Below are 26490 nucleotides of genomic sequence, written 5' to 3' on the forward strand. Positions count from 1 at the left end.
GTAAGTGACCTACTGCACACCCGCGCGCTCGACTCGTTCAACCTGTTCGACCTGCTCCGCCACGCTCGTCCCGCTGCCCGCCTGTGACTCCCACTCCCAGGTCTCCGCCAACCGCACCCGCCCGTCAGGCAGTTCGGTCACCTCGGAGACACAGTGGCCGGAGGAGGTCGTCCCGTCGTGCTTCAGCTGCACGTACCGGAAGTCGAGACGGTCACCTTCCCGCGTACCCACGAGACGGCCGCGTACGACATCTCCGCCCGTGTACTCGGCCCAGATCTCGCCGTCCCGCTCGTGGTAGGTGAACCGGGTGCGCGTACCCACCTGGCCTGGCGCCTGGTCCGTGACCGGGGCGAGGACGAGGCCGTCGAGCGAGCGGGGCATGGGCGGAGGCTCCCTTACACGTGAGTTGGTCTGCGGGCTAGGGTGGCCAGCGTAAGCACTCGCGGGAGCCCGGACGCACCGGGCTGAGAGGGAGGCTGGGCGGCCTCCGACCGTACGAACCTGATCCGGGTCATGCCGGCGAAGGGAGGGGCTGGACGCCCATGTCGCGTACGCACACCTCGGACGTCGTTGTCGTCGGAGGCGGGATCATCGGGCTGGTGACGGCCTGGCGGGCCGCTCAGCGCGGGCTCGCCACGACCGTCGTGGATCCCGTGCCCGGCGGTGGGGCCGCACAGGTGGCGGCCGGCATGCTGGCCGCCGTCACGGAGCTGCACCACGGCGAGCAGACCCTGCTGGGGCTCAACCTGGAGTCGGCCCGCCGCTATCCGGACTTCGTGGCCGAGCTCACCGAGCTGACCGGCCACGACCTCGGCTACCGCCGCTGCGGCACACTCGCCGTCGCGCTCGACGCCGACGACCGCGCCGAACTGCGCGAACTGCACGCGCTGCAGCAGCGGTCGGGTCTGGAGTCGGAGTGGCTCTCCGGGCGCGAATGCCGGCGCCTGGAGCCGATGCTCGCGCCGGGCGTGCGCGGGGGGCTCCGGGTGGACGGCGACCACCAGATCGACCCGCGACGGCTGGCCGGGGCGCTGGTGGACGCCTGTGAGCGGACCGGCGTGGTGCTGCGCCGGACGTGGGCCGAACGGCTCGACGTACGGCGGGGACGAGCCGCCGCGGTCACCGACTCCGCCGGCGACGAACTGGCCGCCGGATCGATCGTGCTGGCCGGGGGCAGCCTCAGCGGACGCCTCGCAGGGGTCCCGGAGGCCGTTCTGCCGCCCGTACGGCCCGTGAAGGGGCAGGTCCTGCGGGTGACCGTGCCGAAGCGGTACGCGCCGTTCCTGAGCCGGACCGTCCGGGCCGTGGTGCGGGGGAGCCAGGTCTATCTGGTGCCGCGCGAGAACGGGGAGCTGGTCGTCGGGGCGACGAGCGAGGAGCTGGGCTGGGACACGACCGTCACGGCGGGCGGCGTGTACGAACTGCTGCGCGACGCCCATGAACTCGTCCCCGGGATCACCGAGCTGCCGTTGACGGAGACGCGGGCCGGACTGCGCCCCTGCTCCCCGGACAACGCGCCGCTGCTCGGCCCGACCGCACTGGAGGGGCTTCTGCTGGCCACGGGCCACTACCGGAACGGGGTGCTGCTGACGCCGGTCACGGGAGACGCGATGGCCACCGTCCTGGCCACCGGTGAACTGCCCGCCGAGGCCCGGGCCTTCACGCCCCGCCGGTTCGACACCGTACGCATGGAGCAGCTCGTATGAACATCCTGGTGAACGGCGTACGGCGCGAGGTCTCCGCGGACACCGCGCTCGACGCTCTGGTGCGGACCCTCACCCCGGCGCCCTCCGGGGTGGCCGCCGCGCTCAACGAAACCGTCGTCCCGCGCGCGCGGTGGTCGGCGACCACCCTCTCCGAGGGAGACCGCGTCGAAGTCCTCACCGCCGTCCAGGGAGGCTGAGCCATGGCCGACGATCCCTTTGTCCTCGGTGGTACGACCTTCGCGTCCCGGCTGATCATGGGTACGGGGGGTGCGCCCAGCCTCGACGTGCTGGAGCGGGCGCTGGTGGCCTCCGGCACGGAGCTGACGACGGTCGCGATGCGGCGCGTCGACCCGTCGGTGCACGGGTCGGTGCTGTCGGTGCTGGAGCGCCTCGGCATCCAGGTACTGCCCAACACCGCGGGATGCTTCACCGCCGGAGAGGCCGTGCTGACGGCTCGGCTGGCCCGGGAGGCACTCGGTACGGACGTGGTGAAACTGGAGGTCATCGCCGACGAGCGGACGCTGCTGCCGGATCCGGTCGAGCTGCTGGACGCGGCGGAGGTGCTGGTGGAGGACGGGTTCACGGTGTTGCCGTACACGAACGACGACCCGGTACTGGCGCGGAAGCTGGAGGACGTGGGGTGCGCGGCGGTCATGCCGCTGGGGTCGCCGATCGGGTCGGGGCTGGGGATTCGCAACCCGCACAACTTCCAGCTGATCGTGGAGCACGCGCGTGTGCCGGTGATTCTGGACGCGGGGGCGGGGACGGCGTCGGATGTGGCGTTGGCGATGGAGTTGGGGTGTGCGGGGGTGATGCTGGCGTCGGCCGTAACGCGGGCGCAGGAGCCTGTGCTGATGGCGGAGGGGATGCGGTACGGGGTTTCGGCGGGGCGGTTGGCATACCGGGCGGGTCGGATACCTCGGCGGCACTTTGCTGAGGCGTCGTCGCCTGTTGCCGGGCTGGCCGCGTTGGATCCGGAGCGGCCTGCTTTCTAGGTGCCCTCTGCTTTCACTGCCCTTTGATCTCCCACCCGCGCACCGCCCGTTTCCAGCCCGTTTACAGGTGGAGCTCTCCTGTGGGGGCTTGGCGTCGTCGGCGGCCTTCCGCTGGGATCTGCGTCACAGGTTCGCCTCAGTCCCGCTGCTTTCCTGTGCATTCCTGGCTGAAACTGCGGCCTTGTCAGCGGCGGCTCGTACACTCACCTGCGTGGATACGACCCTTCAGGACCCTCTCGTCGGGCAGGTGCTCGACGGCCGCTATCGCGTCGACGCGCGGATCGCGGTCGGTGGGATGGCCACGGTCTACCGGGCCGTGGACACCCGCCTCGACCGTGTGCTCGCCCTCAAGGTGATGCATCCGACGCTCGCCGCCGACGTGTCCTTCGTCGAGCGGTTCATCCGGGAAGCGAAGTCCGTGGCCCGGCTCGCGCACCCCAACGTCGTACAGGTCTTCGACCAGGGCGCCGACGGGTCGTACGTCTATCTCGCCATGGAGTACATCGCCGGCTGCACCCTGCGTGACGTGCTGCGCGAGCGCGGAGCGCTCCAGCCGAGGGCCGCGCTGGACATCCTGGAGCCCGTGCTCGCCGCCCTCGGCGCCGCGCACCGGGCCGGGTTCGTGCACCGCGACATGAAGCCCGAGAACGTGCTGATAGGGGACGACGGGCGGGTCAAGGTCGCCGACTTCGGGCTCGTGCGGGCCGTGGACACGGTCACCAACACGACGAGCTCCGTCCTCGGCACCGTCTCCTATCTCGCGCCCGAGCAGATCGAGAACGGCACCGCCGATCCCCGGGTCGACGTGTACGCCTGCGGCATCGTCCTCTACGAGATGCTGACCGGCGACCAGCCGCACTACGGCGACTCCCCCGCGCTGGTGCTCTACAAGCATCTGCACGAGGACGTGCCGCCGCCCTCGTCCCTCGTACCGGGGCTGGCCTTCGAGCTGGACGCGCTGGTCGCCTCGGCCACCGCGCGCAACGCGGACATCCGCCCGTACGACGCCGTGGCGCTGCTCTCCCAGGTCCTGGAGACGCGCGGCTCGCTCGACGCCGAGCAGTTGGACGCCGTACCACCGCAGGCCGTCGCGTCGGCGCACGACAACGCCGAGGACCTGACGAGCGTCATCCCGCGGACGCTGTCCGTCGCGCGGCCCCTGCCCGTCAACGAGGACGACTCCCCGGGCGGCCGGCAGCACTTCGATCGGACCGGCGGGGCCCACCGGACCAGCCTGCTGGGTGCCGTCGCCGCCCCGGAGGCCGCCCCGGTCTCCCGGCGGGCCGGGCGGGACCGGAGACGGCGTACGCCGATCGCCGTCCTCGTCGCCGTGCTCCTCGTCCTCGGTGTGGGCGCGGGCGTCTGGTACATCAACTCCGGGCAGTTCACGCGGGTCCCGGCGGTGCTGTCGCAGACCCGGGCGGATGCCGAGGCCCGGATCTCGGCCGCCGGGCTCGAGTCCAACGTCAAGTCGGCCTACAGCGACACGGTGAAGCGCGGCAGCGTCATCAGCACCGACCCGGAGGTCGGCGAGCGCATCCGGGACCACGACACCGTGACGCTCACCATCTCCAGGGGGCCGGAGACCGTACCGGTGCCCCAGCTCTCGGGGTACCGCCTCGACAAGGCCCGGGCCGCGCTGAAGCGCGACGGTCTGGAGCCGGGGATGGTCACCCGGGAGTTCAGCGAGGAGGTGCCCCGGGGTTCCGTGATCAGCACGAGCCCGGATCCCGGCACCGAGCGGCGCGCGGGTTCCGCGGTCGCCCTCGTCGTCAGCAAGGGCAGCCCTGTGGAGGTCTCCGACGTCACCGGCGCGAGCCTCGCCGACGCGCAGGCCGAGCTGGAGGAGGCGGGGCTCAAGGTCGAGGTCGCCACCAGGACCGTCACCTCGGACGAGTTCGAGCAGGGTCAGGTCGCCGTCCAGTCCCCGGTGGGCGGCAGCGAGGCGGCCGAGGGCGACACGGTCACGCTGACGGTCTCCAAGGGCCCCGAGATGATCGAGGTCCCGGACGTCGTGGGTGACAGCGTCGACGATGCGAGGGCGGCCCTGGAGGGGGCCGGGTTCACGGTCGACGAGGACCGTGGGCTCCTCGGGCTCTTCGGCGACACGGTGAAGAAGCAGTCCGTGGACGGCGGGGACACCGCCCCCAAGGGGTCGAAGATCACCATCACGATCCGCTGACGGGACGCGGAGCGCCGCGTGACACCCTGAAAGGGTGACCAGCAAGCAGCTCCGCAACCCCGTCGGCGGCCATGTGCCCGTGGCCGGCGGTCTCCACTCCGTCGGCCTGTCCTACGCCCGTGACCTCCTGGCCGAGACCGTGCAGGTCTTCGTCGCCAACCCGCGCGGCTGGGCGACACCCGTCGGTAATCCCCGGCAGGACGAGGAGTTCCGGGCGGCCTGCGCCGAGGGCTCGATCCCGGCGTACGTCCATGCCCCGTATCTGATCAACTTCGGCTCGCACACCGAGGCGACCGTCGAGCGGTCCGTGGAGTCGCTGCGGCACTCGCTGCGGCGCGGGCGGGAGATCGGCGCGCTGGGCGTGGTGGTGCACACCGGGAGCGCGACCGGCGGGCGGGACCGGTCCGTGGCGCTCAAGCAGGTACGGGAGCATCTGCTGCCGCTGCTCGACGAGCTCACCCATGACGACGACCCGTATCTGCTCCTGGAGTCGACCGCCGGGCAGGGCTCCTCCCTCTGCTCGCGCACCTGGGACTTCGGGCCGTACTTCGAGGCGCTCGACGCCCATCCCAGGCTCGGCGTCTGTCTCGACACCTGCCACATCTTCGCCGCCGGGCACGACCTGACCGGGCCCAGCGGTATGCACCAGACCCTCGACCTGCTCGTGGACACCGTCGGCGAGGGGCGGCTCAGGCTGATCCACGCCAACGACTCCAAGGACGTGGTCGGCGCGCACAAGGACCGGCACGAGAACATCGGCGCGGGCCACATCGGCGAGGACCCCTTCCGCGCGCTGATGACGCACCCCGCGACCGAGGGCGTACCGCTGATCATCGAGACGCCCGGCGGCAAGGAGGGGCACGCGGCGGACGTGGAGCGGCTGAAGAAACTCCGGGACGGGTAGCGGATACGGATAGCGGAATACGGGAATACCCCCTGGGGGTATATTGCTGGCGAGTGCAGGCAACCGTGACCACGTGACACCGGGGGTACCCATGGAACACGAGACACACGCACACCAGCACGCACCGGCCGCGCCCTGGGCCGTGGCCGTCCAGGCCACCCTGCACTGCCTCACCGGCTGCGCCATCGGCGAGGTGCTCGGCATGGTCGTCGGCACGGCGTTCGGCTGGGGGAACCTGCCCACCACCGTGCTGGCGATCGTGCTGGCCTTCGTCTTCGGCTACTCGCTCACCCTGCGCGGCGTCCTGAAGGCCGGCGTCGGCCTCCGTACGGCCGTCCGGGTGGCATTGGCCGCGGACACCCTGTCGATCGCCGTGATGGAGCTGGTCGACAACGGCGTGATCGTGCTGTGGCCGGGGGCGATGGACGCCCAACTCGACGACCTGCTGTTCTGGGGCGCGCTGGCGATCTCACTGGCCATCGCCTTCGTCGTCACCACGCCCGTCAACAAGTGGACGATCGGCCGCGGCAAGGGCCACGCGGTCATGCACCAGTACCACCACTGACCCACCGACCCCGGCGGCTCGGAGCCTCAGAGCTCGGGGCCGTCGCCCGGCTCCTCCTGGTACGAGTAGCGCTGCTCGCGCCAGGGGTCGCCGACGTTGTGGTAGCCGCGCTCTTCCCAGAAGCCGCGACGGTCGGCGGTCATGTACTCGACCCCGCGCACCCACTTGGGGCCCTTCCAGGCGTACAGGTGCGGCACCACCAGCCGAAGCGGGAAGCCGTGTTCCGCGGTGAGGAGTTCGCCGTCCTTGTGGGTGGCGAAGATCGTGCGGTCGGAGACGAAGTCGGCCAGTCGGAGATTCGAGCTGAAGCCGTATTCCGCCCAGACCATGACATGCGTGACCTCGGCGGCCGGCGGAGCGGCCTCGATGATCGTCCGCGCCGGAATTCCGCCCCACTCGGCGCCGAGCATGCTGAACTTCGTGACGCAGTGCAGGTCGGCCATGACGGACGCGTACGGAAGGGCAGTGAACTCCGCGTGGTTCCAGCAGTGCTTCTCACCGTCGGCGGTGGCGCCGAAAACCCTGAACTCCCAGCGCTCGGGGCGGAATTTGGGAACCGGCCCGTAATGGGTGACCGGCCAGCCGCGCTGCATGCGCTGCCCCGGCGGCAATTCGGGCTGCGCCGCACCTCCTGAATCGCGCTCTCCCGATCCATTTTCCACCGGCTGACCCATGACTCCATCCTGACAGACCCCGAAGACCGCGCATGACCAGGCCGTCCGGAGTCCAGCAAGTCCGGATAATTTGGACTAAGCATGCCCTTACTTACTAAGTACGCACTTACTGGACGATCTTCGTTGGCGATGCAATCATTCGGCGGCAACCTCCCCAGTTCCCCCCCGCTTGGAAGGAGCCTCTGCGATGCAGGGCGACCCCGAGGTCATCGAATTCCTCAACGAGCAGCTGACCGCCGAACTCACGGCGATCAACCAGTACTTCCTGCACGCGAAAATGCAGGAGAACTTCGGCTGGACGAAGCTCGCGAAGTACACGCGGCACGAGTCGATCGACGAGATGAAGCACGCGGAGATCCTCACCGACCGCATCCTGTTCCTGGAGGGCCTGCCGAACTACCAGCGGCTCTTCCATGTGCGGGTGGGACAGACGCTCACGGAGATGTTCCAGGCGGACCGGCAGGTCGAGGTCGAGGCGATCGACCGCCTCAAGCGCGGTGTCGAGGTCATGCGCGGCAAGGGCGACATCACGTCCGCGAACATCTTCGAGTCGATCCTCGCGGACGAGGAGCACCACATCGACTACCTGGACACCCAGCTGGAGCTGGTGGAGAAGCTCGGCGAGGCGCTCTACATCGCGCAGCTGATCGAGCAGCCGGAGAGCTGAGAGCTCCGTCCCGCAGGGGTCAGGCCGCTTCGTCCAGCTGTTCGGCCAGGACCGGCGCGCCCTCGTCCACGAGCCCACGGGTCGGGTAGGCCCCCCTGCCCAGCAGTGCCTGGATACGTCGTACGCACGAGCCGCAGTCCGTGCCCGCCTTGCAGGCCGACGCTATCTGCCGGGGAGTGCAGGCGCCGTCCGCCGCATGCTTCTTCACCTGTGCCTCGGTCACTCCGAAGCAGTTGCAGACGAACACGCGGGTCACCTCCCGACGGGGTACAAAGGCCATGCCGTACCGAGACCAAGGGTGTCCGCAGACCTCCGCTTGATCGGTGAGGCAAACCTAACCTTACCCGGATCGCCGGTGCCCGAAAAGTGCTGTGGGGCGCGGATCGTATGTGATCCGCGCCCCATGGCACGCGCCGGTAACAGGCGCGACAGCTGGTGATCTGCTACCCGTGGACGGTTACTGGTCCCGGTACATCTCGGCGACGAGGAACGCCAGGTCGAGCGACTGGCTGCGGTTCAGCCGGGGGTCACAGGCAGTCTCGTAGCGGTGGTGCAGGTCGTCGACGAAGATCTCGTCGCCGCCGCCCACGCACTCGGTGACGTCGTCGCCCGTCAGCTCCACATGGATACCGCCGGGGTGCGTACCCAGCTCCTTGTGGACCTCGAAGAAGCCCTTGACCTCGTCGAGCACGTCGTCGAAGCGGCGGGTCTTGTGACCGGAGGCCGCTTCGTAGGTGTTGCCGTGCATCGGGTCGGTGATCCAGGCGACGGTCGCGCCCGAGGCGGTGACCTTCTCGACCAGCTCGGGCAGCTTGTCGCGGACCTTGTCGGCGCCCATCCGGACGATGAAGGTCAGCCGGCCCGGCTCACGGTCCGGGTCGAGACGCTCGATGTACTGCAGCGCCTCCTCGGCCGTCGTCGTCGGGCCGAGCTTGATGCCGATCGGGTTGCGGATCCTGGAGGCGAACTCGATGTGCGCGCCGTCCAGCTGCCGGGTGCGCTCACCGATCCACACCATGTGCGCCGAGACGTCGTACAGCCGTCCGGTGCGGGAGTCGACGCGGGTCAGCGCCGACTCGTAGTCCAGCAGCAGCGCCTCGTGCGAGGAGTAGAACTCGACCGTCTGGAACTCGGCCGGGTCCGTCCCGCAGGCGCGCATGAAGTTCAGCGCGTTGTCGATCTCGCGGGCCAGCTGCTCGTACCGCTGGCCGGACGGGGACGACTTCACGAAGTCCTGGTTCCAGGCGTGCACCTGGCGCAGATCCGCGTACCCACCCGTGGTGAAGGCGCGGACCAGGTTGAGCGTGGAGGCGGACGCGTTGTACATCCGCTTCAGGCGCTCGGGGTCCGGGATCCGGGACTTCTCGTCGAAGTCGAAGCCGTTGACCGAGTCACCGCGGTACGTCGGCAGGGTCACGCCGTCACGGGTCTCGGTGCCCTTGGAGCGCGGCTTCGAGTACTGGCCGGCGATCCGGCCGACCTTCACAACCGGCACGGAGGCCGCGTACGTGAGGACGGCGCCCATCTGGAGGAGGGTCTTCAGCTTCGCGCGGATGTGGTCGGCTCCGACGGCGTCGAAGGACTCGGCGCAGTCGCCGCCCTGGAGGAGGAACGCCTCTCCCTTGGCGACGGCCGCCATCCGGGCGCGCAGCTGATCGCACTCGCCCGCGAAGACGAGCGGCGGATACGACTCGAGGTCCGCAACGACTGCGCGCAGAGCCTCGGTGTCGGGGTACTCGGGCTGCTGCGCCGCGGGCAGGTCTCGCCAGGTGTTGCCAGCGCTGGCGCTGGTCTTAGCGTTCACGGTCACGGCCCCAACATTACGGGGTCGTGTCGGGCGTCCATCCGCCTGCTCATCAAGTGAGACGGGGTTCGCTCGTTCGGGTCCGGTGAGCGGAATGGCCGGTCCGCATGCCGGTTCATGATCTGCCCGCGTCCTGTGGTGTATGGTCCGTCGCATGTTCGCGCACTCGACCCAGAACCAGAACTGGTGGTGGCCCGCTCACTCGGCGGCCCACTGACTCGCGCGTACACAAGACTTCGCGAAGGCCGCCCGAGGGGCGGCCTTCGGTGTTTTCGCGGACTTCCGCGCCGGGCCGTTCCTCCCACTCCACCGACGATGGATGAGGAACGAGGAACCATGCGCCTTGACCGGCTCCTGCACGACGACCGCCCGTTCGCCCTGCTCCGCCGCCGCACCCCCGGCCACGATCACGACATGGTCGAACTGCTGCTCGGCCCGGTGACCACGTACGACCGGCTCGCCGACATCCCCGACGAGGGACTCGCCCTCATCCCCTTCCGCCAGATCCGCGAGCGCGGCTTCGACGTCCGCGACGACGGCACCCCGCTCTCGGTGCTCACACCCGAGGAGAGTCACGAACTCCCGCTGGAGGAGGCGCTGGCCCAGCTCCCCGCGCATGACGTGCGGGTGGAGGGCGGTGGCTTTGACGTCGGTGACGAGGAGTACGCGGACATCGTCGGGCGGGTGCTGCGGGAGGAGATCGGGCGGGGCGAGGGGGCGAACTTCGTCATCCGGCGGACGTACGAGGGTGAGATCCCGGGGTTCGGACGCGCCGACGCTCTCGCGCTGTTCCGGCGGCTGCTGGTCGGGGAACGGGGTGCGTACTGGACCTTCGTCGTGCACACCGGTGAGCGCACGCTGGTGGGGGCCAGCCCCGAGGTGCACGTCCGGATGTCGGGCGGGACCGTGGTCATGAACCCGATCAGCGGCACGTACCGCTATCCGGCCGAGGGCCCGACCCCCGAGCATCTGCTCTCCTTCCTCGCCGACGGCAAGGAGATCGAGGAGCTGTCGATGGTCGTCGACGAGGAGCTCAAGATGATGTGCACCGTCGGCGACATGGGCGGGGTCGTGGTGGGGCCCCGGCTGAAGGAGATGGCCCATCTCGCGCACACGGAGTACGAGTTGCGGGGGCGGTCCTCGCTGGATGTGCGGGAGGTCCTGAAGGAGACCATGTTCGCGGCGACCGTGACCGGGTCGCCCGTGCAGAACGCCTGCCGGGTGATCGAGCGCCACGAGGTCGGCGGGCGTGGGTACTACGCCGGTGCGCTGGCGCTGGTCGGGCGAGACTCGGGTGGTGGGCGGGAGGGGGCTGTCGGTGCCCAGACCCTCGACTCGCCGATCCTCATCCGGACCGCCGACATCGCGCCGGACGGACGGCTGCGGGTGCCGGTCGGCGCCACACTCGTCCGTGGCTCGGACCCGGCGGGCGAGGTCGCCGAGACCCACGCCAAGGCGGCCGGGGTGCTGGCCGCCCTCGGTGTCGTACCGGGGAGGGCCCGGGAGGCGGGCGTACGGCCGCGGCTGATGGACGACGCACGGGTGCGGGACGCGCTGGACGGGCGGAGGGCCTCGCTGGCGCCGTTCTGGCTGCGGATGCAGGAACAGACGCGGGAGCTGACCGGGCACGCGCTGGTCGTCGACGCCGAGGACACCTTCACGGCGATGCTCGCGCACGTCCTGCGCTCGTCGGGCCTCGATGTGACCGTGCGGCGCTACGACGAACCGGGGCTGCGGGACGCCGTCGTACGACATGAAGGGCCGCTGGTTCTCGGCCCCGGCCCCGGTGATCCGGGCGACCCGGCCGACCCGAAGATGCGGTTCCTGCGTGAACTGACCGCCGAGGTCGTGCGGGACCACCGGCACGGTGTCCTCGGGGTCTGTCTCGGGCACGAGCTGATCGCGGCGGAGCTGGGGCTGGGGATCGTACGCAAGGAGGTCCCCTACCAGGGCGCGCAGACGGAGATCGATCTGTTCGGGCGGGCGGAGACCGTCGGCTTCTACAACAGCTTCGTGGCGCACTGCGACGACGAGGCGGCCGGCGAGCTGGCGGCGCACGGGGTCGAGGTCAGCCGGAGCGCGAGCGGGGAGGTGCACGCCCTGCGGGGGCCCGGGTTCGCGGGTGTGCAGTTCCATCCGGAGTCGGTGCTGACGCTGAACGGGGCCGCTGTCGTACGGGAGTTGATGGGCCGGCTGCGGGGTGCGGGCACCCTGGGGTGAGGCGGAAGGGCGCCCGGTCGCGAGCCCGGGCGCCCTTCGGCGCGGGGCGGTCAGCCGAAGAAGACGCCGGCCTCGTCGTACAGCTTCGGGTCGACCGTCTTGAGTTTTGCCGTGGCCTCCGCGATCGGGACGCGGACGATGTCCGTGCCGCGCAGAGCGACCATCTTGCCGAAGTCGCCGTCGCGGACCGCCTCGATGGCGTGCAGGCCGAAGCGGGTGGCGAGCCAGCGGTCGAAGGCGCTGGGGGTGCCACCGCGCTGGATGTGGCCCAGCACCGTGGTGCGCGCCTCCTTGCCGGTCCGTTTCTCGATCTCCTTGGCCAGCCATTCGCCGACGCCGGACAGGCGTACATGCCCGAAGGAGTCGAGGGTCTGGTCCTTCAGCACCATGTCGCCGTCCTTGGGCATGGCGCCCTCCGCGACGACCACGATCGGGGCGTACGAGGACCTGAAGCGCGAGGTCACCCAGGCGCACACCTGCTCGGTGTCGAAGCGCTGTTCGGGGATGAGGATGACGTTGGCGCCGCCGGCGAGGCCGGAGTGGAGGGCGATCCAGCCGGCGTGGCGGCCCATCACCTCGCAGACGAGGACGCGCATGTGCGACTCGGCGGTGGTGTGCAGACGGTCGATCGCCTCCGTCGCGATGCCGACCGCGGTGTCGAAGCCGAAGGTGTAGTCGGTGGCGGACAGGTCGTTGTCGATCGTCTTCGGTACGGCGACGACCGGCACCCCGTACTCGTCGTTGAGGCGGGCCGCGACGCCGAGGGTGTCCTCGCCGCCGATGGCGATGAGTGCGTCGACGCCCATCGAGGCGAGGTTCTCCCGGATACGGGCTATGCCGTTCTCCTGCTTGAGGGGATTGGTCCGTGAGGAGCCGAGGATGGTGCCGCCGCGCGGGAGGATGCCGCGCACGGCGGGGATGTCGAGGCGCACGGCGGCGCCCTCCAGCGGACCTCGCCAGCCGTCCCGGAAGCCGACGAACTCGTACTCGTACTCCTGTACGCCCTTGCGGACGACGGCCCGGATGACGGCGTTGAGCCCGGGGCAGTCGCCGCCTCCGGTGAGTACTCCGACGCGCATGGAAGTGTCCCTTCGCCGCGGATGCCTGCCAAGCTCACGCTAATGGTGATGCAGGTCACTTTGGGATGGGCGGGAAGGTCAATTCCGGTGAATTGTGCGGTAGTTGATCTCGGCCGGACCGGCATGCGGGATACGGGATACGGGCGCGATCTATTCGTCGTCGTCGAGGCCGCGCTGTATGGCGTACCGCACCAGTTCCACCCTGTTGTGCAGCTGCAGCTTGCCCAGGGTGTTCTGGACGTGGTTCTGGACCGTGCGGTGGGAGATGACCAGGCGTTCGGCGATCTGCTTGTAGCTCAGCCCCTTGGCGACCAGCCGCAGCACCTCCGTCTCCCGGTCGGTGAGCTGCGGGGCCCTGGGCTCGTCGGTGCCCGCGACCGGATCCGGGTCGGAGGCCAGCCGGCGGTACTCACCGAGGACCAGACCGGCCAGCCCCGGGGTGAACACGGGGTCGCCGACCGCCGTACGGCGCACCGCGTCGACGAGTTCCTCGGTCGAGGCCGACTTGAGCAGATAGCCGGTCGCGCCCGACTTCACCGCCTCCAGGACGTCCGCGTGTTCGCCGCTCGCCGAGAGGACCAGGACGCGCAGGGCGGGGTTGAACCCGACGAGCTCCTTGCAGACCTGGACGCCGGGCTTGGCGGGCAGGTTCAGGTCGAGCACGAGCACGTCCGGTGTGACGGCGCGGGCACGGCGCACGGCCTGTTCTCCGTCGCCCGCCGTGGCGACCACGTCGAACCCGGACTCGGCCAGGTCGCGGGCGACCGCGTCGCGCCACATGGGGTGGTCGTCCACCACCATGACCCTGAGGGGGCCTTGGCCAACCTCCCCGCTCCCGCCCATGGCCTCGTTCGCGTTCTCGTTCTCGGTGTCCGTCATCGCCGCTCCGCCTTCCCCCGTGCCGTTCCGGTGTCCTTCGGTACCGTCAGTTCGACCTCGGTGCCCTGCCCCGGCACCGAGATCAGTTCGGCGTCGCCGCCGAGGTCGCGCAGTCGGCCGCGGATCGACTGGGCCACGCCGAGCCGCCCCTCGCCCTCGGCCTGCGCGAGCCGCCCGTCCGGGATGCCCGGCCCGTCGTCGCGCACGGTCACGACGACCGAGTCCGGCTCGTCCTCGACGAGGATCCAGGCCCGGGCACTCTCCCCGGCATGCTTCCGTACGTTGTCCAGGGCGGCGCCGACCGCGGCGGCCAGCTCCTTGGCGGCGGCCCGGGCGAGCGGTACGGGGGCGCCGGGCTCGGAAAGCGTGATCGTCGAGGTGGCGTACGGCACGAGCAGGGTGCGCAGGTCCACCGGGTCCGGCGAGTCCGGCGCCGACTCCCCCGCAGCGGGCACGACCGTCCCGGACGCCGAGGCCCCTGACTCCGGTACGAGGCCGCCGGAGACGAGAGCGCGCAGCGCGACCTCCTGCTCGCCGGCCATCCGACCCAGTTCCCCCGCCTCGCCGCCGAGCACGGCACCACGCCGCTGCACCATCGCCAGTACCTGCAGGACGCTGTCGTGGATGTCCCGGGCCAGCCGCTCCCGTTCACGGGTCGCGGCCTCGATCTCCAGGGCGCGGGCGAGGGTGCGCTCGGAGGCGCGGGCGACCTCGACGACGTACCCGATGGCGATGGAGGCGACCCACACCAGGACCACGTTGTGGACGGTGTCGCGGGCCGGGGTGCCGCGCTCGATCAGGTTCACGACGGCGACCAGTGTCGAGGCGAAGGCCGCCCAGCGCCAGCCGCCCTTGATCGCGAAGGCCAGCACGGAACCGGCCGTCCATATCGACGGCAGCGTGGGACCGCCCGAGGCGACCCTCTCGTGGGCGTCGGCGATGGGCGTGAGGAGGATCCCGGTGAGCGCGACGGTGAGGTCGGCGGCGAGGAACCGCTTCGTGCAGCTGGCCGCGTTGGCCACCCTGGGCAGCGTCGCGAGGGTCCAGACGAACAGCACGACGAAGTAGACGACGGCCACCCAGGGCCGGACGAACCCCTCGTACCCGTTGGCGGCGAACCCGATCGCGTACAGCATCGTCAGGACGCGGTACCCGCTGAGCGCACGCCACAGCGGCTGCTCGACCGACATCCGCATGACCTTCGGACGTCCGGCTCTCTCACGTACGGCCATGTCCCCCACCCCGAACCCGCCCCCCGGCACCGCTATTTGTTGCCCGACCGTTCCTTCTCCAGGGCTTTCTGCGCCTGCTTCTCCGCTTGTTTCTCCGCCTTCGCCGCCTCCGCGATCTGGCGCTTGGCGGCCGACGCGTAGATGTCGACGTACTCCTGGCCGGAGAGCTTCATGATCTCGTACATGACCTCGTCGGTCACGGCCCGGAGCACGAAGCGGTCGTGTTCCATGCCGTTGTACCGGCTGAAGTCGAGAGGCTTGCCGATACGGATGCCGGGGCGCATCAGCTTGGGCATCACCTTGCCCGGCGGCTGGATCTTCTCGGTGTCGATCATCGCCACGGGGATGACCGGCGCCCCGGTGGCCAGTGCCACGCGCGCGAGGCCGCCGGGCTTGCCCCGGTAGAGGCGGCCGTCGGGCGAGCGGGTGCCCTCCGGGTAGATGCCGAACAGCTCACCGCGCTCGATGACGTCGACCCCGCTCTTGATGGCGGCCTCGCCCGCGCCGCGCGCCCCGGAGCGGTCCACGGGGAGCTGGCCGACGCCCTTGAAGAAGGCGGCGGTCAGCCGGCCCTTGAGACCCGGGGTCGTGAAGTACTCGGCCTTCGCGATGAAGGTGACCTTGCGGTCGAGGACCGCGGGGAGGAAGAACGAGTCGGAGAAGGACAGATGGTTGCTCGCCAGGATCGCCGGGCCGTCGGCCGGAACGTTCTCCAGGCCTTCCACCCAGGGCCTGAAGGCGACCTTCAGTGGCACCCCGACGGAAACCTTCATCGCGCCGTACAACAACCGACTGCCTCCTGTGTCTGTGGATCAGACCTTAACCCGCAGCACTGTCAAAGAATCCGACGGCCCTGGTCGGTGTCAGTGCGGTCGCGTACGGTGAAGTACGCCTCGAAGCCTCGTGGCTTCCCTGCGTGATCACCCACCCCAGTCACTCACCCCATGAACAGGAGACCGATGGTGCCGGTCCTTCCTGGAGCCGAGCCGTACCGCCATGAGGGCGGGGAGGTCGGAGTCCTGCTCTGCCACGGTTTCACCGGTTCCCCGCAGTCGCTGCGCCCGTGGGCGGAGTACCTCGCCGAGCGCGGACTGACCGTCTCGCTGCCGCTGCTGCCCGGGCACGGCACGCGCTGGGAGGACATGCAGCTCACCGGCTGGCAGGACTGGTACGCGGAGGTGGACCGCGAGCTGCGCGCCCTGCTGGAGCGCTGCACCCAGGTGTTCGTTTTCGGCCTGTCCATGGGCGGCGCGCTGACCCTGCGGCTCGCCGCGCAGTACGGCGACCGGATCAGCGGCATCGTGGTCGTCAACCCTGCGAACAAGGTGCACGGTCTTGCCGCGTACGCCCTTCCGGTGGTGCGTCATCTCGTCCCCTCGGTGGCCGGGATCGTGAGCGACATCAAGAAGGAGGGCGTCGCCGAGGTCGGCTACCCCCGGATTCCGCTGCACGCGGCGCACTCGATGCGGACGTTCTACCGCCTGGTCGACAGCGAGCTGCCGCAGGTCACCCAGCCGATGCTGCTGCTGCGCAGCCGGGCGGACCATGTGGTGCCGGCGGTGGACTCGGCCCGGGTGCTGAGCCGGGTGTCGTCCACGGACGTCGCGGAGATCGTGCTGGAACAGAGCTACCACGTCGCGACGTTGGACCATGATGCGGACAGGATCTTCGAGGAGAGCCACGCGTTCGTCCTCCGGCTCGCACCCGCGGCCGGCAAGGAGTCCGATGCGCGGGTGCCGCGCCAGAGCCGGCAGGGAGACCAAGTGGGGCAGCAGGAAGGGACGGCCACGGGTGGCTGAGCACGACTCCGACCGCGAGCCGGAGGAGAAAGGTGTGCCCTTCGACGAGGCGGCCGCGTGGGCCGCGATCGTGGAGGCGTACGGCGACGAGCCGCCGGACCCGCCGGGCGCCAAGCCGTTCAAGTCCGTCGAGGATCTGGCGCTGCTCGAACCGGACACCAACGACGACTCGGGTGACGCGGTCGACCCCGACCCCAAGGGCAACGCCGACAAGGTGGCCAAGGGCGACGGTCAGCCCGTGAAGCCGCTGGGCAGCTCCGTCGCCTTCGCCCCGGGCGTCGGCGGCCCGCGCGACTACTCGGCGCCGGACGCGTCGGAGGACGACTTCGACGATGACGACGAGGGCCACTTCGTGCCGCCGGAGCCGCCTCCGCTGCCGGCCTCCGACACGACCGCCCGGTTCGCCTGGCTGGCGGTGCTCGGTGGTCCGGTGCTGCTGATGCTCGCCGTGCTCCTGGGCTGGGACATGACCTGGTGGCTGACGACGCTGGCCATCGGCGGGTTCCTCGGCGGTTTCGCGACGCTGGTGATGCGGATGAAGGGCGACGAGGACGACGAGGGGGATCCGGGGCGGGGCGCGGTGGTCTGACGACCACCGTCCGGCTCACTGTCCTACTCCGGGGACGTTCCAGGAGTCCGGGACGCGGGGATTCTGAGGGCGGCCAGGACCGGCAGGTGGTCCGTGGCCGCCCTCAGGTCTGTCTCCGTCACGCCGGGAAGACCCGTCGGCACCCCACAGCCGAGGACCTCGATGCCGGGCGTGGCCAGGATGGCGTCGATCCGCTGGTGGGGGTCGGTGGGCGTCGAGGTGAACTCCGTACCCCAGGGGGCGGTGGTCCAGCAGTCCTGGAGGCCGGCGGCCAGGCGCCGGAAGCTGCGCCCGGTGGGGCGTTCGTTCAGGTCGCCGCCCGCGACGGCGTGCGGTACGTCCAGCGCGGCGAGGCGGTCGAGGAGCAGGCCCGACTGCTCGTACCGCTCGTCCTTCTGCAGGCTGAGGTGGCAGCTCAGTACGCCGAGCCGGGCATCCCCGAAGCGGACGACCGCCGTCGCGAAGCCGCGCCTGTGCTGGCCGGGGGTGAGGGGGAGGAGGACGTCCTCGGTGTGTTCGACGGTCGCCCGCAGGGAGCAGAGCACGGCGGGGCCGGCCGCGGTGGCACCGCCGGTGAGGAGTACCTGGCCGGAGGCGGCTGCGAGGCGGGCGAGTTTCTTGCGCCAGCGGAAGAAGCGGGGGGCTTCTTGGATGAGGACGAGGTCGGGGGTGCAGGCGGTGATGACTCTTGCGAGGGCGGTGGTGTCGTCGCGCATCGAGCGGATGTTGTAGGTGAGGACTCGGATGACGGCGGAACCGTCGGGGTCTGTACGAGGGGAGGGGAGCGGGGGGTTCGTCGCCATGGTGGTCAAGATACGGAGGTGGGGTAAGGGGATGTCGCGAACTCGCCGTGGGAGGTGCGGTGGTTGGCCGTCTGACGGCACGCTGTGGCTTGCCGCGCCCACGCGGCGGTAGCCGCATATCAAATACAGTCCCGCGCCCCTAAAAGCGACTGCTCGCGGCCCCCTTGTAAGGGGACCGCGAGCAGGTACAGGTATGGGCGGGGTTTACATGATCGGGTCGGGCTCGCGGGCCAGGTCTGCTGCGCCTACCATGCCTGCCTTGTTGCCCAGTTGGGCGGCGATTACCTCGGCGACCGGGCGCCAGTTGCCGCCCACCAGCCAGCGCTTGTAGGACCTGCGGATGGGGTCGAGGACCAGTTCGCCCTCGTCCGAGAGGCCGCCGCCGACGATGAAGGCGGAGGGGTCGAAGAGGGAGGCCAGGTCGGCGAGGCCGGAGCCGGCCCAGCGGGCCAGTTCACGGTACGAGTCGACGGCGACCGCGTCGCCCTGTCTCGCGGCCATCGAGATGTGCTTGCCCTCGATGCCATCGGGGGTGCCGTCACCGAGGGAGAGGAGCAGCTCCGCGTTCTCGGGGGTCGCGTTGGCGCGCTGCTTGGCGTACCGGACGAGGGCGCGCCCGGACGCGTACTGCTCCCAGCAGCCCTGGCTGCCGCAGCCGCACAGCAGCCCGTCCGGGACCACGCGGATGTGGCCGAACTCGGCGGCCACGCCGAAGTGGCCGCGGCGCAGCTTGTTGCCGATGATGATGCCGCCGCCGAGGCCGGTGCCGAGGGTGATGCAGATGACGTTGCGGTGGCCCTTGCCCGCGCCGAACTTGTACTCGCCCCACGCCGCCGCGTTCGCGTCGTTCTCGACGACGACCGGCAGGCCCACGCGTGCCTCGACCTTGTCCTTCAGCGGTTCCTCGCGCCAGTCGATGTTGGGCGCGAAGTAGACCGTGGATCGCTGGCGGTTCACGTATCCGGCGGCGCCGATGCCGACGCCCACGATCTCGTGCCCGGCGCGCGCGCCCTCGACGGCGGCGGCGATGGCGTCCACGATGCCCTCGGGCGTGCCCGGGGTCGGCACCTTGTGGGTCGAGAGGATGTTGCCTTCCTCGTCGACCACGCCGGCCGCGATCTTCGTGCCGCCGATATCGACGCCGATGGTGAGTCCCATGAATCCCTCAGTTTCGGTGGAGCCCCGCTACGGGCAACGGTACCCGAGGCACTGTCTCCGGGTTCCCGTCGTCCGTACGGTGGGCGGGCCCGGCGGGACGTGGCTGAGGGGTCTCAGTGGCGGTGTCGGTGGGTGTCAGTCCAGGTCGATGCGTTCGCCGGAGCCCGAGCCGGTTCCCTCGCCGCCGTCCTCGCCTCGGTTCCGCGCGCGCTCGGCCTCCCGGGTCGTCCAGCGGCGTTCCTGGGACTGGGCGGCCGAGCGGTAGGCGGCGAGCAGTTCGTTGCCCGCGGCTGCCAGGTGGTCGAAGACGTCCGGGTTGCGCTCGATCATCGGTTCGACGGCGGCCTTGGCCTGCTGGACGACCTGCCGCACCACCTGCTGGGCGGTGCCCTGGGCGACCGCGCCGAGCAGCGGTGACTGGAGGGACGACAGCTTGTCCGAGACCGCGTCGACGAGTTTGCGCAGCTCCTCGGCGGCGGAGCCGGGCGGCGGGCCGTACTGGGCCCGGCGGCGCGCCTTCTCCGCTTCGAGGTCCTCGGCGCAGGCCTTCGCCCACGCGTCGGCGTCGGTGTGGGGCCTCTCGTACGCTGCCTCGTCGGGCGCCTCCCCCCGAGCGGCGTCGAATGTGGGGCGCTCTTCGCTCATGGCGGACTCCTGACTACGGTTCGTCTCTCCGACGGTACCCGAATGGACGTACCCGGTTCATCGTGCCTGCGGCCAGAGATCCGGGTCCGGCGCGAAACGGATCCTCAGCTCGCCGTCGCGCAGGGCGGCGCCTGCCACCGAGCAGCGGCGCAGGGCCGACGGCAGCGGGACGATACGGCGGAACGGGCCCACGGTGAGGACGAGTTCGTCGCCACGCCGGACCAGGTCGAGCTCGTCGCGTATCGCGCCGGGCAGCGGGATGTGCCAGACGAGCACACCGTCGTCGGCGAGGTGGTCGGTGACGGGCCACTCGACGGTGGCGGGGGTCCGGTTGACGAGGGGGGCGCGCAGTGCGGCCAGGTCGCCGGTGCCGCGCGGGTCGTGTCCGAGGTGCGGTACCTGGTGCAGGGCGTGCGTCTCCTGCCACTCCTCCAGGGCCTTGCGCTGCTGGGCGGTGACGGAGGCGAGCCAGGGATCGATCGAGGGTTCCGGCAGGACGCGGTTGGCGATCAGCGCGTCCGTGCGCAGGCCGCGCAGGGCGAGTCCCACGGTCGCGGCGCGTACGGCGTCGGCACCGGCCGGGCCGGGTTCGGCGACCAGACGTACGACGGTGTCCCGGTCCTCGACGACCGCGGTGACGGCGGCCAGTTCCACGTCCCAGCGGGCGGCGGCCTCGTACAGCCACTCCGCGGGCATCGGGACGCCGGCGAGGCGGCCGAGTACGGGGCGCAGGGCGCGGGCGGCCTGGCGTTCGGCCGGGAGGAGGCGGCGCAGGTAGCGGCGGAGTTCGTCGGGCAGGGCGAGGAGGGCGAGCGCCTGCGGGGTGGGCGGGAGGTCGACGACGAGGAGGTCGTACGCCTCCGAGAGCACGGCCTCGCGCAGGGCGCGCAGCAGGGCGAGTTCCTCGGCGCCGGGGAGGGGGGTGACTTCCTCGGGGTCGAGCCGGGAGGCGCCGAGGAAGTCGAGGACGCCCGCGCCGCGGTCCTGGAAGGCGGTGAGGTCGGCGCGGAAGCGTTCGGCGGCGTCGGGGCGCCAGGCGGTGAGGTGGGGGGTGTCCGGTACGGATACGGGGGTGGGGCCCGTGGGGGTGCCGAGGGCGGCGCCGAGGGTGTCGGTGCGGTCGGTGCTGAGGACGAGGGTGGGGGTGCCGTCGCGCGCCGCGGTCAGTGCGGTGGCCGCGGCGAGGGTGGTGCGGCCCGAGCCGCCTGGGCCGGTGAGGAGGATTGTGCGCATGTGGGTGAACGGTACCGGTGTTGCCGCCCGCCGCTGGGGGCTGCGCCCCCAGACCCCCGCACCGGCCCTGAACGGGCCTTGTCCTCAAGCGCCGGACGGGCTGGAGATGCGGGCCGGCACTGGATGGTGCGGGGCCAGCGCCGGAGGGGCGGACGGCATCGCAGTCTCGAGGATGGCTGGCAAACGGGCTGGAAACGGGTGGGGGGGTGGGAAACCTACTTGGGTTCCTCCACCCGCTTCTTCAGCCCCGCCAGCGCGCGGTCGATGATGACCTTCTCCGCCTTGCGCTTGATCATGCCCAGCATCGGGATCTTGACGTCCACCGTCAGCTGGTAGGTGACCTCGGTCGCCCCGGCGCCCGCCGGCTTCAGGATGTACGAGCCGTCCAGCGCACGCAGCATCTGCGACTTGACCAGGGTCCACGAGACCTCGTTGTCGCCGGTCCAGGTGTAGCCGAGGGTCTGGTCGTCCTTGATCGCGCCGGCGTCCATGACCAGGCGGACCTGCTCGGCGCGGCCCTGGGCGTCGGTCTTCAGGACCTCGGCCTCCTTCACCTCGCCGGTCCAGTCCGGGTAACGGGCGAAGTCGGCGATCACCGCCATCACCTCGTTCGGTGCCGCCTCGATCGTGATGCTCGAACTGGTGAATTCCGCCATCGAAGTGGCTCCTCCAGATGCGGTCCGGTGAGGGAGGGTTGGTGCGCACGTACGTGCAGCGTGAAGGCTACCCCGCCCGGGGCAGGCCGTTGTCACCCGGACCCGTCACCATTCGAGCACCCACGGCTGCCCGCTCCCCGCGAAGTGCCCCACGTTCACGCACTCCGTGCCGCCGATCCGCATCCGCCGGGCCAGCGGCTGGTGGACGTGGCCGAACAGGGCGTACCGGGGGCGCGTGCGCCGGATCGCGTCGAGCAGCGCGCGACTGCCGCGTTCGAAACGGCGCGCGACCGTGTCGTACACCAACTCCGGGACCTCCGGCGGAATGTGCGTGCACAGCACGTCGACCTCGCCGACGGCCTCGATCTTCGCCGCGTACTCCTCGTCGCTGATCTCGTACGGCGTGCGCATCTGCGTCCGGAGGCCGCCGCCGACGAAGCCGAAGGTCCGGCCCCCGATCTCCACCCGCTCCCCGTCCAGGACCCGGGTGCCCGGTCCGGCGTACTCCGGCCACAGTGTCGGCATGTCGACGTTGCCGTAGGTGGCGTACGTCGGGGTCGGGAGCGCGGCGAACAGTTCGGCGTACTGCTTGCGCACCGCCTTCTCGATCACCGTCGCCCGGTCCGCGCCGACGCCGGCCCACAGCCGGGCCCCGAGTTCGCGCGCCTCCTCGAAACGGCGGGCCGTGCGCAGCGCCACGATGCGGCTCGCGTTCTCGGCGCCGAAGAGGTCGGGGAAGATGCCGCGCGAGTGGTCGGCGTAGTCGAGGAAGAGGACCAGGTCGCCCAGGCAGATCAGGGCGTCCGCGCCCGCACCGGCTACGGCCAGGTCGCGCACGTTGCCGTGCACGTCGCTGACCACGTGAACGCGCGTCCTCTTCGCATGGGGGTTGCCCCGCGGTGTGGGTGCCATGGCGATCAAGGGTAGGCGTGTGCGGTACGGGTGAACAGAAGAGGGGGGTCCTCCACAGTTACTGGTCAGTGAAGAAAACCGTGCACTACTGTGCGTAAAAGACATCAACCCGTGTGACGCCGCGAACATCTCGCCGGTCCCCCTGTCGTAGAAGCCATACCGGCGGGTAACGTCCGGGCAGTCCAGTCGTACTCAGGATTTCAACCACGAGATCCGTGAGTACTTGCCCGAGCCATGGACCGCACCGTCGCATCGCACAACGTCGTGGCGCCGGCGCCCTATGAGGAGCAGCAGTCTTGCGCGAGTTCAGCCTTCCGGCTTTGTACGAGGTCCCCGCGGACGGAAATCTGACCGACATCGTCCGTCGAAACGCCGCGCAGCATCCGGATGTCGCCGTCATCGCCCGCAAGGTGGACGGCGCCTGGCAGGACGTGACGGCCACGACCTTCCTCGCCGAGGTGCTCACCGCCGCGAAGGGCCTCATCGCCTCCGGGGTCGCGCAGGGCGACCGGGTCGCCCTGATGTCCCGTACGCGCTACGAGTGGACCCTGTTCGACTTCGCGATCTGGTGCGCGGGCGCGGTGACCGTACCTGTGTACGAGACCAGCTCCGCCGAGCAGGTGCAGTGGATCCTCAGTGACTCCGGGGCCACCGCGGTCATCGTGGAGTTGGACGCCCACGCCGCCTCCGTCGAGTCGGTGCGCGACCGGTTGCCCGGGCTGAAGCACGTCTGGCAGATCGACGCGGGCGCGGTGGAGGAGCTGGGGCGGGCGGGCCAGGACGTCAGCGACGCGGCCGTCGAGGAACGCGGTGCGCGGACGAAGGCCGACGACCCGGCGACCATCGTGTACACGAGCGGTACGACCGGCCGGCCCAAGGGCTGTGTGCTGACGCACCGCAGCTTCTTCGCCGAGTGCGGCAACGTCGTCGAGCGGCTGCGGCCCCTGTTCCGGACCGGCGAGTGCTCGGTCCTCCTCTTCCTGCCGCTCGCGCACGTCTTCGGGCGGCTGGTGCAGATCGCGCCGATGATGGCGCCGATCAAGCTGGGCATGGTCCCGGACATCAAGAACCTCACCGACGAACTGGCGTCGTTCCGGCCGACGTTGATCCTCGGTGTGCCGCGTGTCTTCGAGAAGGTCTACAACTCGGCGCGTGCCAAGGCGCAGGCGGACGGCAAGGGCAAGATCTTCGACAAGGCCGCCGACACGGCGATCCTGTACAGCCGGGCGCTGGACACCCCGTCGGGTCCGTCCCTCGGCCTGAAGATCAAGTACAAGACGTTCGACAAGCTCGTCTACAGCAAGCTGCGCGCGGTCCTCGGCGGCAAGGGCGAGTACGCCATCTCCGGCGGCGCCCCGCTCGGTGAGCGGCTCGGGCACTTCTTCCGCGGGATCGGCTTCACGGTCCTGGAGGGCTACGGCCTGACCGAGTCCTGTGCGGCCACCTCGTTCAACCCGTGGGACCGGCAGAAGATCGGCTCGGTCGGCCAGCCGCTGCCGGGCTCGGTCGTGCGCATCGCCGACGACGGCGAGGTACTCCTGCACGGCGAGCACCTCTTCAAGGAGTACTGGAACAACCCGGGTGCGACCGAGGAGGCGCTGGCCGACGGCTGGTTCCACACCGGCGACATCGGCACCCTCGACGAGGACGGCTACCTGAGCATCACCGGCCGCAAGAAGGAGATCATCGTCACCGCGGGCGGCAAGAACGTCGCCCCGGCCGTGATCGAGGACCGTATCCGCGCGCACGCGCTGGTCGGGGAGTGCATGGTGGTGGGCGACGGGCGGCCGTTCGTGGGCGCGCTGGTCACCATCGACGAGGAGTTCCTTGGGCGTTGGGCCGACGAGCACGGCAAACCGGCCGGGTCCACCGCGGCGTCGCTCGCCCATGACCCGGATCTCCTCGCGGTGATCCAGGGCGCGGTCGACGACGGCAACGCCGCGGTGTCGAAGGCGGAATCGGTGCGGAAGTTCCGCATTCTGGCCTCCCAGTTCACCGAGGAGTCGGGCCACCTGACGCCGTCCCTGAAGCTCAAGCGCAATGTGGTGGCGAAGGACTACGCGGACGAGATCGAGGCGATCTACCAGAGCTAGTACGGGAGTCGGTAGAGGGGTTGGCGCGGGAACCCGTGCCGGACCCGGCTCATGGCGTGGTGTCCTCGGCGAGGACCCGCGCCATCGTGCGTTCCGCGAGCGCGGTGATCGTCACGAACGGGTTCACCCCGATCGAGCCGGGCACCAGCGAGCCGTCGGTGATGTAAAGCTTCGAATACCCCTTCACCCGCCCGTAGTTGTCGGTCGCCTGGCCCAACACGCAGCCGCCCAGCGGGTGGTAGGTGAAGTCGTCGGCGAAGGTCTTGTTGCCGGCGCCGAACAGGTCGGTCCGGTAGATGGTGGCGTTGGCCGCGTTGATCCGGTCGAACAGCTTCTTGGCCATGGCGACGGACACCGCGCTCTGGGCGGCGCTCCAGCCGAGCCGCGCCGAGTCGGTCGCCGCGTCGTAGGTGAACGAGGCTCGCTGCGGGTTCTTGGTGATCGCCAGATAGAGGCTCACCCAGTGCTCCAACCCCGTTGGCAGCGGGGCGATTTCGGCGAAGACGGGGTTGGCGGTGTTGGCCCAGTCGTCGATACCCATCACCGGCATCGTCGACTGGTTCGCCCCGACCGTGTCCCACAGATGGTTGGCCCGCCCGAGCATCACGTTGCCGTTGGTCCCCCAGCCGGTCCCCACGCTGGAGTTGAGCGCGGGCAGTGTGCCCGTCTCCCGGGCCCGGACGAGGAGTTCGGTGGTCCCGATGCTGCCGCCGCCGAGGAACAGATAGGTGCACCCGTACTGCTTGGTCTGGACGACGGCGCCGGTGTCGTCGATCCGGTCGGCGGTCAGGACGTACGTCCCGTCGGCGGCCCTGCTGATCGCCCTGACCCGTTCCATGGTGGTGATGGTGACGTTGCCGGTGCCCAGTGCCGAGGCGAGGTACGTCTTGTCGAGGCTGCGCTTGCCGTAGTTGTTGCCGTAGATGACCTCCTGCCCGAGCGCCGACTTGGTCGCCGTGCCGGCCGCCTCGCGCTGCATGTAGTCGAAGTCGTAGACGCTCGGTACGAAGGTGGTCTTCAGGCCGGTCTTCTCGGCGTGCTTGCGGGAGACCCGGGTGAAGCGGTACCACTCCGTCGACTCGAACCAGGCGGGGTCGACGCTGTTGACGCCCAGCATCGCGCGGGCCCGCGGGAAGTAGGTCCCGTACATCTCGGTGGCGTCGACGCCGGGGAACTGCTCGGCGAAGTACGACTGGAGCGGGGTGACCGCCATGCTGCCGTTGACCAGTGAACCGCCGCCGACCCCGCGGCCGAGGAACACGGACATGTCGTTGTAGTGCACGCGGTCCAGGGCGCCGGGGTAGGGGGTGATGTCCCTGTTGACGACGTCCAGCCACAGGAAGCTGGCCAGCGGTGCCTCGGTGCGGGTCTTGAACCACATGGAGCGCTTGTCAGGGGCGGCGGTGGAGCAGAAGACCTTGCCGTCGGGGCCCGTGGTGTTCCAGAGGCGGCCCATCTCGATGACGAGGGTGCGGATGCCGGCCTGGCCGAGGCGGAGTGCGGCGACCGCGCCGCCGTACCCGGAACCGATGACGATCGCGGGAGCGGACTCGACGGCGGCGGGTTCGACGGCCTGGGCGGACTGGAGGCCGACGCGGGTGAATCCGAGGGCGGCGGCCGTCTGGAAGGCGGCCATGCCCAGTATTTGACGCCTCGTCAGCTGATGCTGCATCAACTGACGGTGTATCAGTTTTT

The 26490-nt window shown here is 70.3% G+C and carries 26 protein-coding genes and 1 riboswitch; of the genes, 11 read left to right on the forward strand and 15 right to left on the reverse strand.

What is annotated here, in order from left to right; translation table 11 throughout:
* Nucleotides 1-9: 9 nt before the first annotated feature.
* On the reverse strand, nucleotides 10-381 hold the full coding sequence (locus tag OG241_RS14635) for a hypothetical protein (RefSeq protein WP_405815770.1): 372 nt from the start codon (nucleotides 379-381) through the stop codon (nucleotides 10-12).
* A 51-nt stretch (nucleotides 382-432) separates the two neighbouring features.
* Nucleotides 433-545, forward strand: a riboswitch (TPP riboswitch).
* Here OG241_RS14635 and thiO point away from each other — a divergent pair.
* The 6 genes from thiO (at nucleotide 543) to OG241_RS14665 (ending at nucleotide 6352) form a co-directional block, all read left to right on the forward strand.
* Entirely contained in the window at nucleotides 543-1706 is a 1164-nt protein-coding gene (gene thiO, locus OG241_RS14640) for a glycine oxidase ThiO (protein ID WP_405815771.1), read from the forward strand. It overlaps the preceding riboswitch by 3 nt.
* Nucleotides 1703-1903, forward strand: a complete 201-nt coding sequence (thiS, locus tag OG241_RS14645; protein ID WP_405815772.1) for a sulfur carrier protein ThiS — start codon at nucleotides 1703-1705, stop codon at nucleotides 1901-1903. The genes thiO and thiS overlap by 4 nt, the downstream gene beginning before the upstream one ends.
* A 3-nt stretch (nucleotides 1904-1906) precedes the next feature.
* Nucleotides 1907-2701 (forward strand): thiazole synthase, encoded by a 795-nt coding sequence (locus OG241_RS14650; protein WP_405815773.1) that lies wholly within the window; start codon nucleotides 1907-1909, stop codon nucleotides 2699-2701.
* A gap of 211 nt (nucleotides 2702-2912) precedes the next feature.
* Complete coding sequence (gene pknB / locus OG241_RS14655) at nucleotides 2913-4883, forward strand: Stk1 family PASTA domain-containing Ser/Thr kinase (RefSeq protein ID WP_405815774.1); 1971 nt, start codon at nucleotides 2913-2915, stop codon at nucleotides 4881-4883.
* A gap of 34 nt (nucleotides 4884-4917) precedes the next feature.
* On the forward strand, nucleotides 4918-5787 hold the full coding sequence (locus OG241_RS14660) for a deoxyribonuclease IV (RefSeq protein WP_405815775.1): 870 nt from the start codon (nucleotides 4918-4920) through the stop codon (nucleotides 5785-5787).
* A 91-nt stretch (nucleotides 5788-5878) separates the two neighbouring features.
* Complete coding sequence (locus OG241_RS14665; protein WP_405815776.1) at nucleotides 5879-6352, forward strand: DUF4396 domain-containing protein; 474 nt, start codon at nucleotides 5879-5881, stop codon at nucleotides 6350-6352.
* 26 nt (nucleotides 6353-6378) lie between these two features.
* Here the strand turns inward: OG241_RS14665 and OG241_RS14670 are convergent, their stop codons facing one another.
* Nucleotides 6379-7026 (reverse strand): sulfite oxidase-like oxidoreductase, encoded by a 648-nt coding sequence (locus tag OG241_RS14670; RefSeq protein ID WP_405815777.1) that lies wholly within the window; start codon nucleotides 7024-7026, stop codon nucleotides 6379-6381.
* 187 nt (nucleotides 7027-7213) lie between these two features.
* On the opposite strand from OG241_RS14670, the gene bfr reads away from it, so the two are divergent.
* Entirely contained in the window at nucleotides 7214-7693 is a 480-nt protein-coding gene (bfr, locus tag OG241_RS14675) for a bacterioferritin (protein ID WP_319093538.1), read from the forward strand.
* A gap of 19 nt (nucleotides 7694-7712) precedes the next feature.
* On the opposite strand, the gene OG241_RS14680 is transcribed toward bfr, so the two are convergent.
* Nucleotides 7713-7940 (reverse strand): (2Fe-2S)-binding protein, encoded by a 228-nt coding sequence (locus OG241_RS14680; RefSeq protein WP_319093537.1) that lies wholly within the window; start codon nucleotides 7938-7940, stop codon nucleotides 7713-7715.
* Between the two features lie 210 nt (nucleotides 7941-8150).
* Nucleotides 8151-9503 (reverse strand): class II 3-deoxy-7-phosphoheptulonate synthase, encoded by a 1353-nt coding sequence (locus OG241_RS14685; protein ID WP_405815778.1) that lies wholly within the window; start codon nucleotides 9501-9503, stop codon nucleotides 8151-8153.
* Nucleotides 9504-9833: 330 nt separating this feature from the next.
* Here OG241_RS14685 and OG241_RS14690 point away from each other — a divergent pair, with 330 nt between their 5' ends.
* A complete protein-coding gene (locus OG241_RS14690; protein WP_405815779.1) occupies nucleotides 9834-11717 on the forward strand; it encodes an anthranilate synthase family protein in 1884 nt (627 codons plus the stop codon).
* 50 nt (nucleotides 11718-11767) lie between these two features.
* Here OG241_RS14690 and OG241_RS14695 read toward each other — a convergent pair whose 3' ends face one another.
* The 4 genes from OG241_RS14695 to OG241_RS14710 all read right to left on the reverse strand — a co-directional run bounded on the left by OG241_RS14695 (nucleotide 11768) and on the right by OG241_RS14710 (nucleotide 15680).
* A complete protein-coding gene (locus OG241_RS14695) occupies nucleotides 11768-12796 on the reverse strand; it encodes a 6-phosphofructokinase (RefSeq protein WP_405815780.1) in 1029 nt (342 codons plus the stop codon).
* Nucleotides 12797-12946: 150 nt separating this feature from the next.
* On the reverse strand, nucleotides 12947-13639 hold the full coding sequence (locus OG241_RS14700) for a response regulator (RefSeq protein WP_405826213.1): 693 nt from the start codon (nucleotides 13637-13639) through the stop codon (nucleotides 12947-12949).
* 32 nt (nucleotides 13640-13671) lie between these two features.
* Nucleotides 13672-14907: a MacS family sensor histidine kinase gene (gene macS / locus OG241_RS14705; RefSeq protein ID WP_405815781.1), complete on the reverse strand. Its 1236-nt coding sequence runs from the start codon at nucleotides 14905-14907 to the stop codon at nucleotides 13672-13674.
* 32 nt (nucleotides 14908-14939) lie between these two features.
* A complete protein-coding gene (locus OG241_RS14710; RefSeq protein ID WP_405815782.1) occupies nucleotides 14940-15680 on the reverse strand; it encodes a lysophospholipid acyltransferase family protein in 741 nt (246 codons plus the stop codon).
* 189 nt (nucleotides 15681-15869) lie between these two features.
* Between OG241_RS14710 and OG241_RS14715 the strand changes: the two genes are divergently transcribed.
* A complete protein-coding gene (locus tag OG241_RS14715) occupies nucleotides 15870-16706 on the forward strand; it encodes an alpha/beta hydrolase (RefSeq protein ID WP_405826215.1) in 837 nt (278 codons plus the stop codon).
* Nucleotides 16699-17295 (forward strand): hypothetical protein, encoded by a 597-nt coding sequence (locus OG241_RS14720; RefSeq protein ID WP_405815784.1) that lies wholly within the window; start codon nucleotides 16699-16701, stop codon nucleotides 17293-17295. The genes OG241_RS14715 and OG241_RS14720 overlap by 8 nt, the downstream gene beginning before the upstream one ends.
* 23 nt (nucleotides 17296-17318) lie before the next feature.
* Here OG241_RS14720 and OG241_RS14725 read toward each other — a convergent pair whose 3' ends face one another.
* The 6 genes from OG241_RS14725 to OG241_RS14750 all read right to left on the reverse strand — a co-directional run bounded on the left by OG241_RS14725 (nucleotide 17319) and on the right by OG241_RS14750 (nucleotide 22651).
* Nucleotides 17319-18098: an endonuclease/exonuclease/phosphatase family protein gene (locus OG241_RS14725; RefSeq protein WP_405815785.1), complete on the reverse strand. Its 780-nt coding sequence runs from the start codon at nucleotides 18096-18098 to the stop codon at nucleotides 17319-17321.
* Between the two features lie 204 nt (nucleotides 18099-18302).
* Nucleotides 18303-19256, reverse strand: a complete 954-nt coding sequence (locus OG241_RS14730) for an ROK family glucokinase (protein WP_405815787.1) — start codon at nucleotides 19254-19256, stop codon at nucleotides 18303-18305.
* Between the two features lie 135 nt (nucleotides 19257-19391).
* Complete coding sequence (locus tag OG241_RS14735) at nucleotides 19392-19901, reverse strand: DUF5304 domain-containing protein (protein WP_405815789.1); 510 nt, start codon at nucleotides 19899-19901, stop codon at nucleotides 19392-19394.
* Between the two features lie 57 nt (nucleotides 19902-19958).
* The gene (locus OG241_RS14740; RefSeq protein WP_405815790.1) at nucleotides 19959-21134 is read right to left on the reverse strand and encodes an ArsA family ATPase; all 1176 of its coding nucleotides are present in this window, start codon (nucleotides 21132-21134) and stop codon (nucleotides 19959-19961) included.
* Nucleotides 21135-21349: 215 nt separating this feature from the next.
* Nucleotides 21350-21790 carry an SRPBCC family protein gene (locus OG241_RS14745; protein ID WP_405815791.1) on the reverse strand — a complete coding sequence of 147 codons (441 nt, stop codon included), beginning with the start codon at nucleotides 21788-21790 and terminating at the stop codon, nucleotides 21350-21352.
* A gap of 105 nt (nucleotides 21791-21895) precedes the next feature.
* The gene (locus OG241_RS14750; RefSeq protein WP_405826216.1) at nucleotides 21896-22651 is read right to left on the reverse strand and encodes a metallophosphoesterase; all 756 of its coding nucleotides are present in this window, start codon (nucleotides 22649-22651) and stop codon (nucleotides 21896-21898) included.
* A 347-nt stretch (nucleotides 22652-22998) separates the two neighbouring features.
* On the opposite strand from OG241_RS14750, the gene OG241_RS14755 reads away from it, so the two are divergent.
* Nucleotides 22999-24795 (forward strand): AMP-dependent synthetase/ligase, encoded by a 1797-nt coding sequence (locus tag OG241_RS14755; protein WP_405815793.1) that lies wholly within the window; start codon nucleotides 22999-23001, stop codon nucleotides 24793-24795.
* Nucleotides 24796-24844: 49 nt separating this feature from the next.
* Here OG241_RS14755 and OG241_RS14760 read toward each other — a convergent pair whose 3' ends face one another.
* Nucleotides 24845-26431, reverse strand: coding sequence for a GMC oxidoreductase (locus OG241_RS14760; RefSeq protein WP_405815794.1), 1587 nt, complete (start codon nucleotides 26429-26431; stop codon nucleotides 24845-24847).
* Between the last annotated feature and the right edge of the window lie 59 nt (nucleotides 26432-26490).

Source organism: Streptomyces sp. NBC_01390 (assembly GCF_045040105.1).
Lineage (GTDB): Bacteria > Actinomycetota > Actinomycetes > Streptomycetales > Streptomycetaceae > Streptomyces.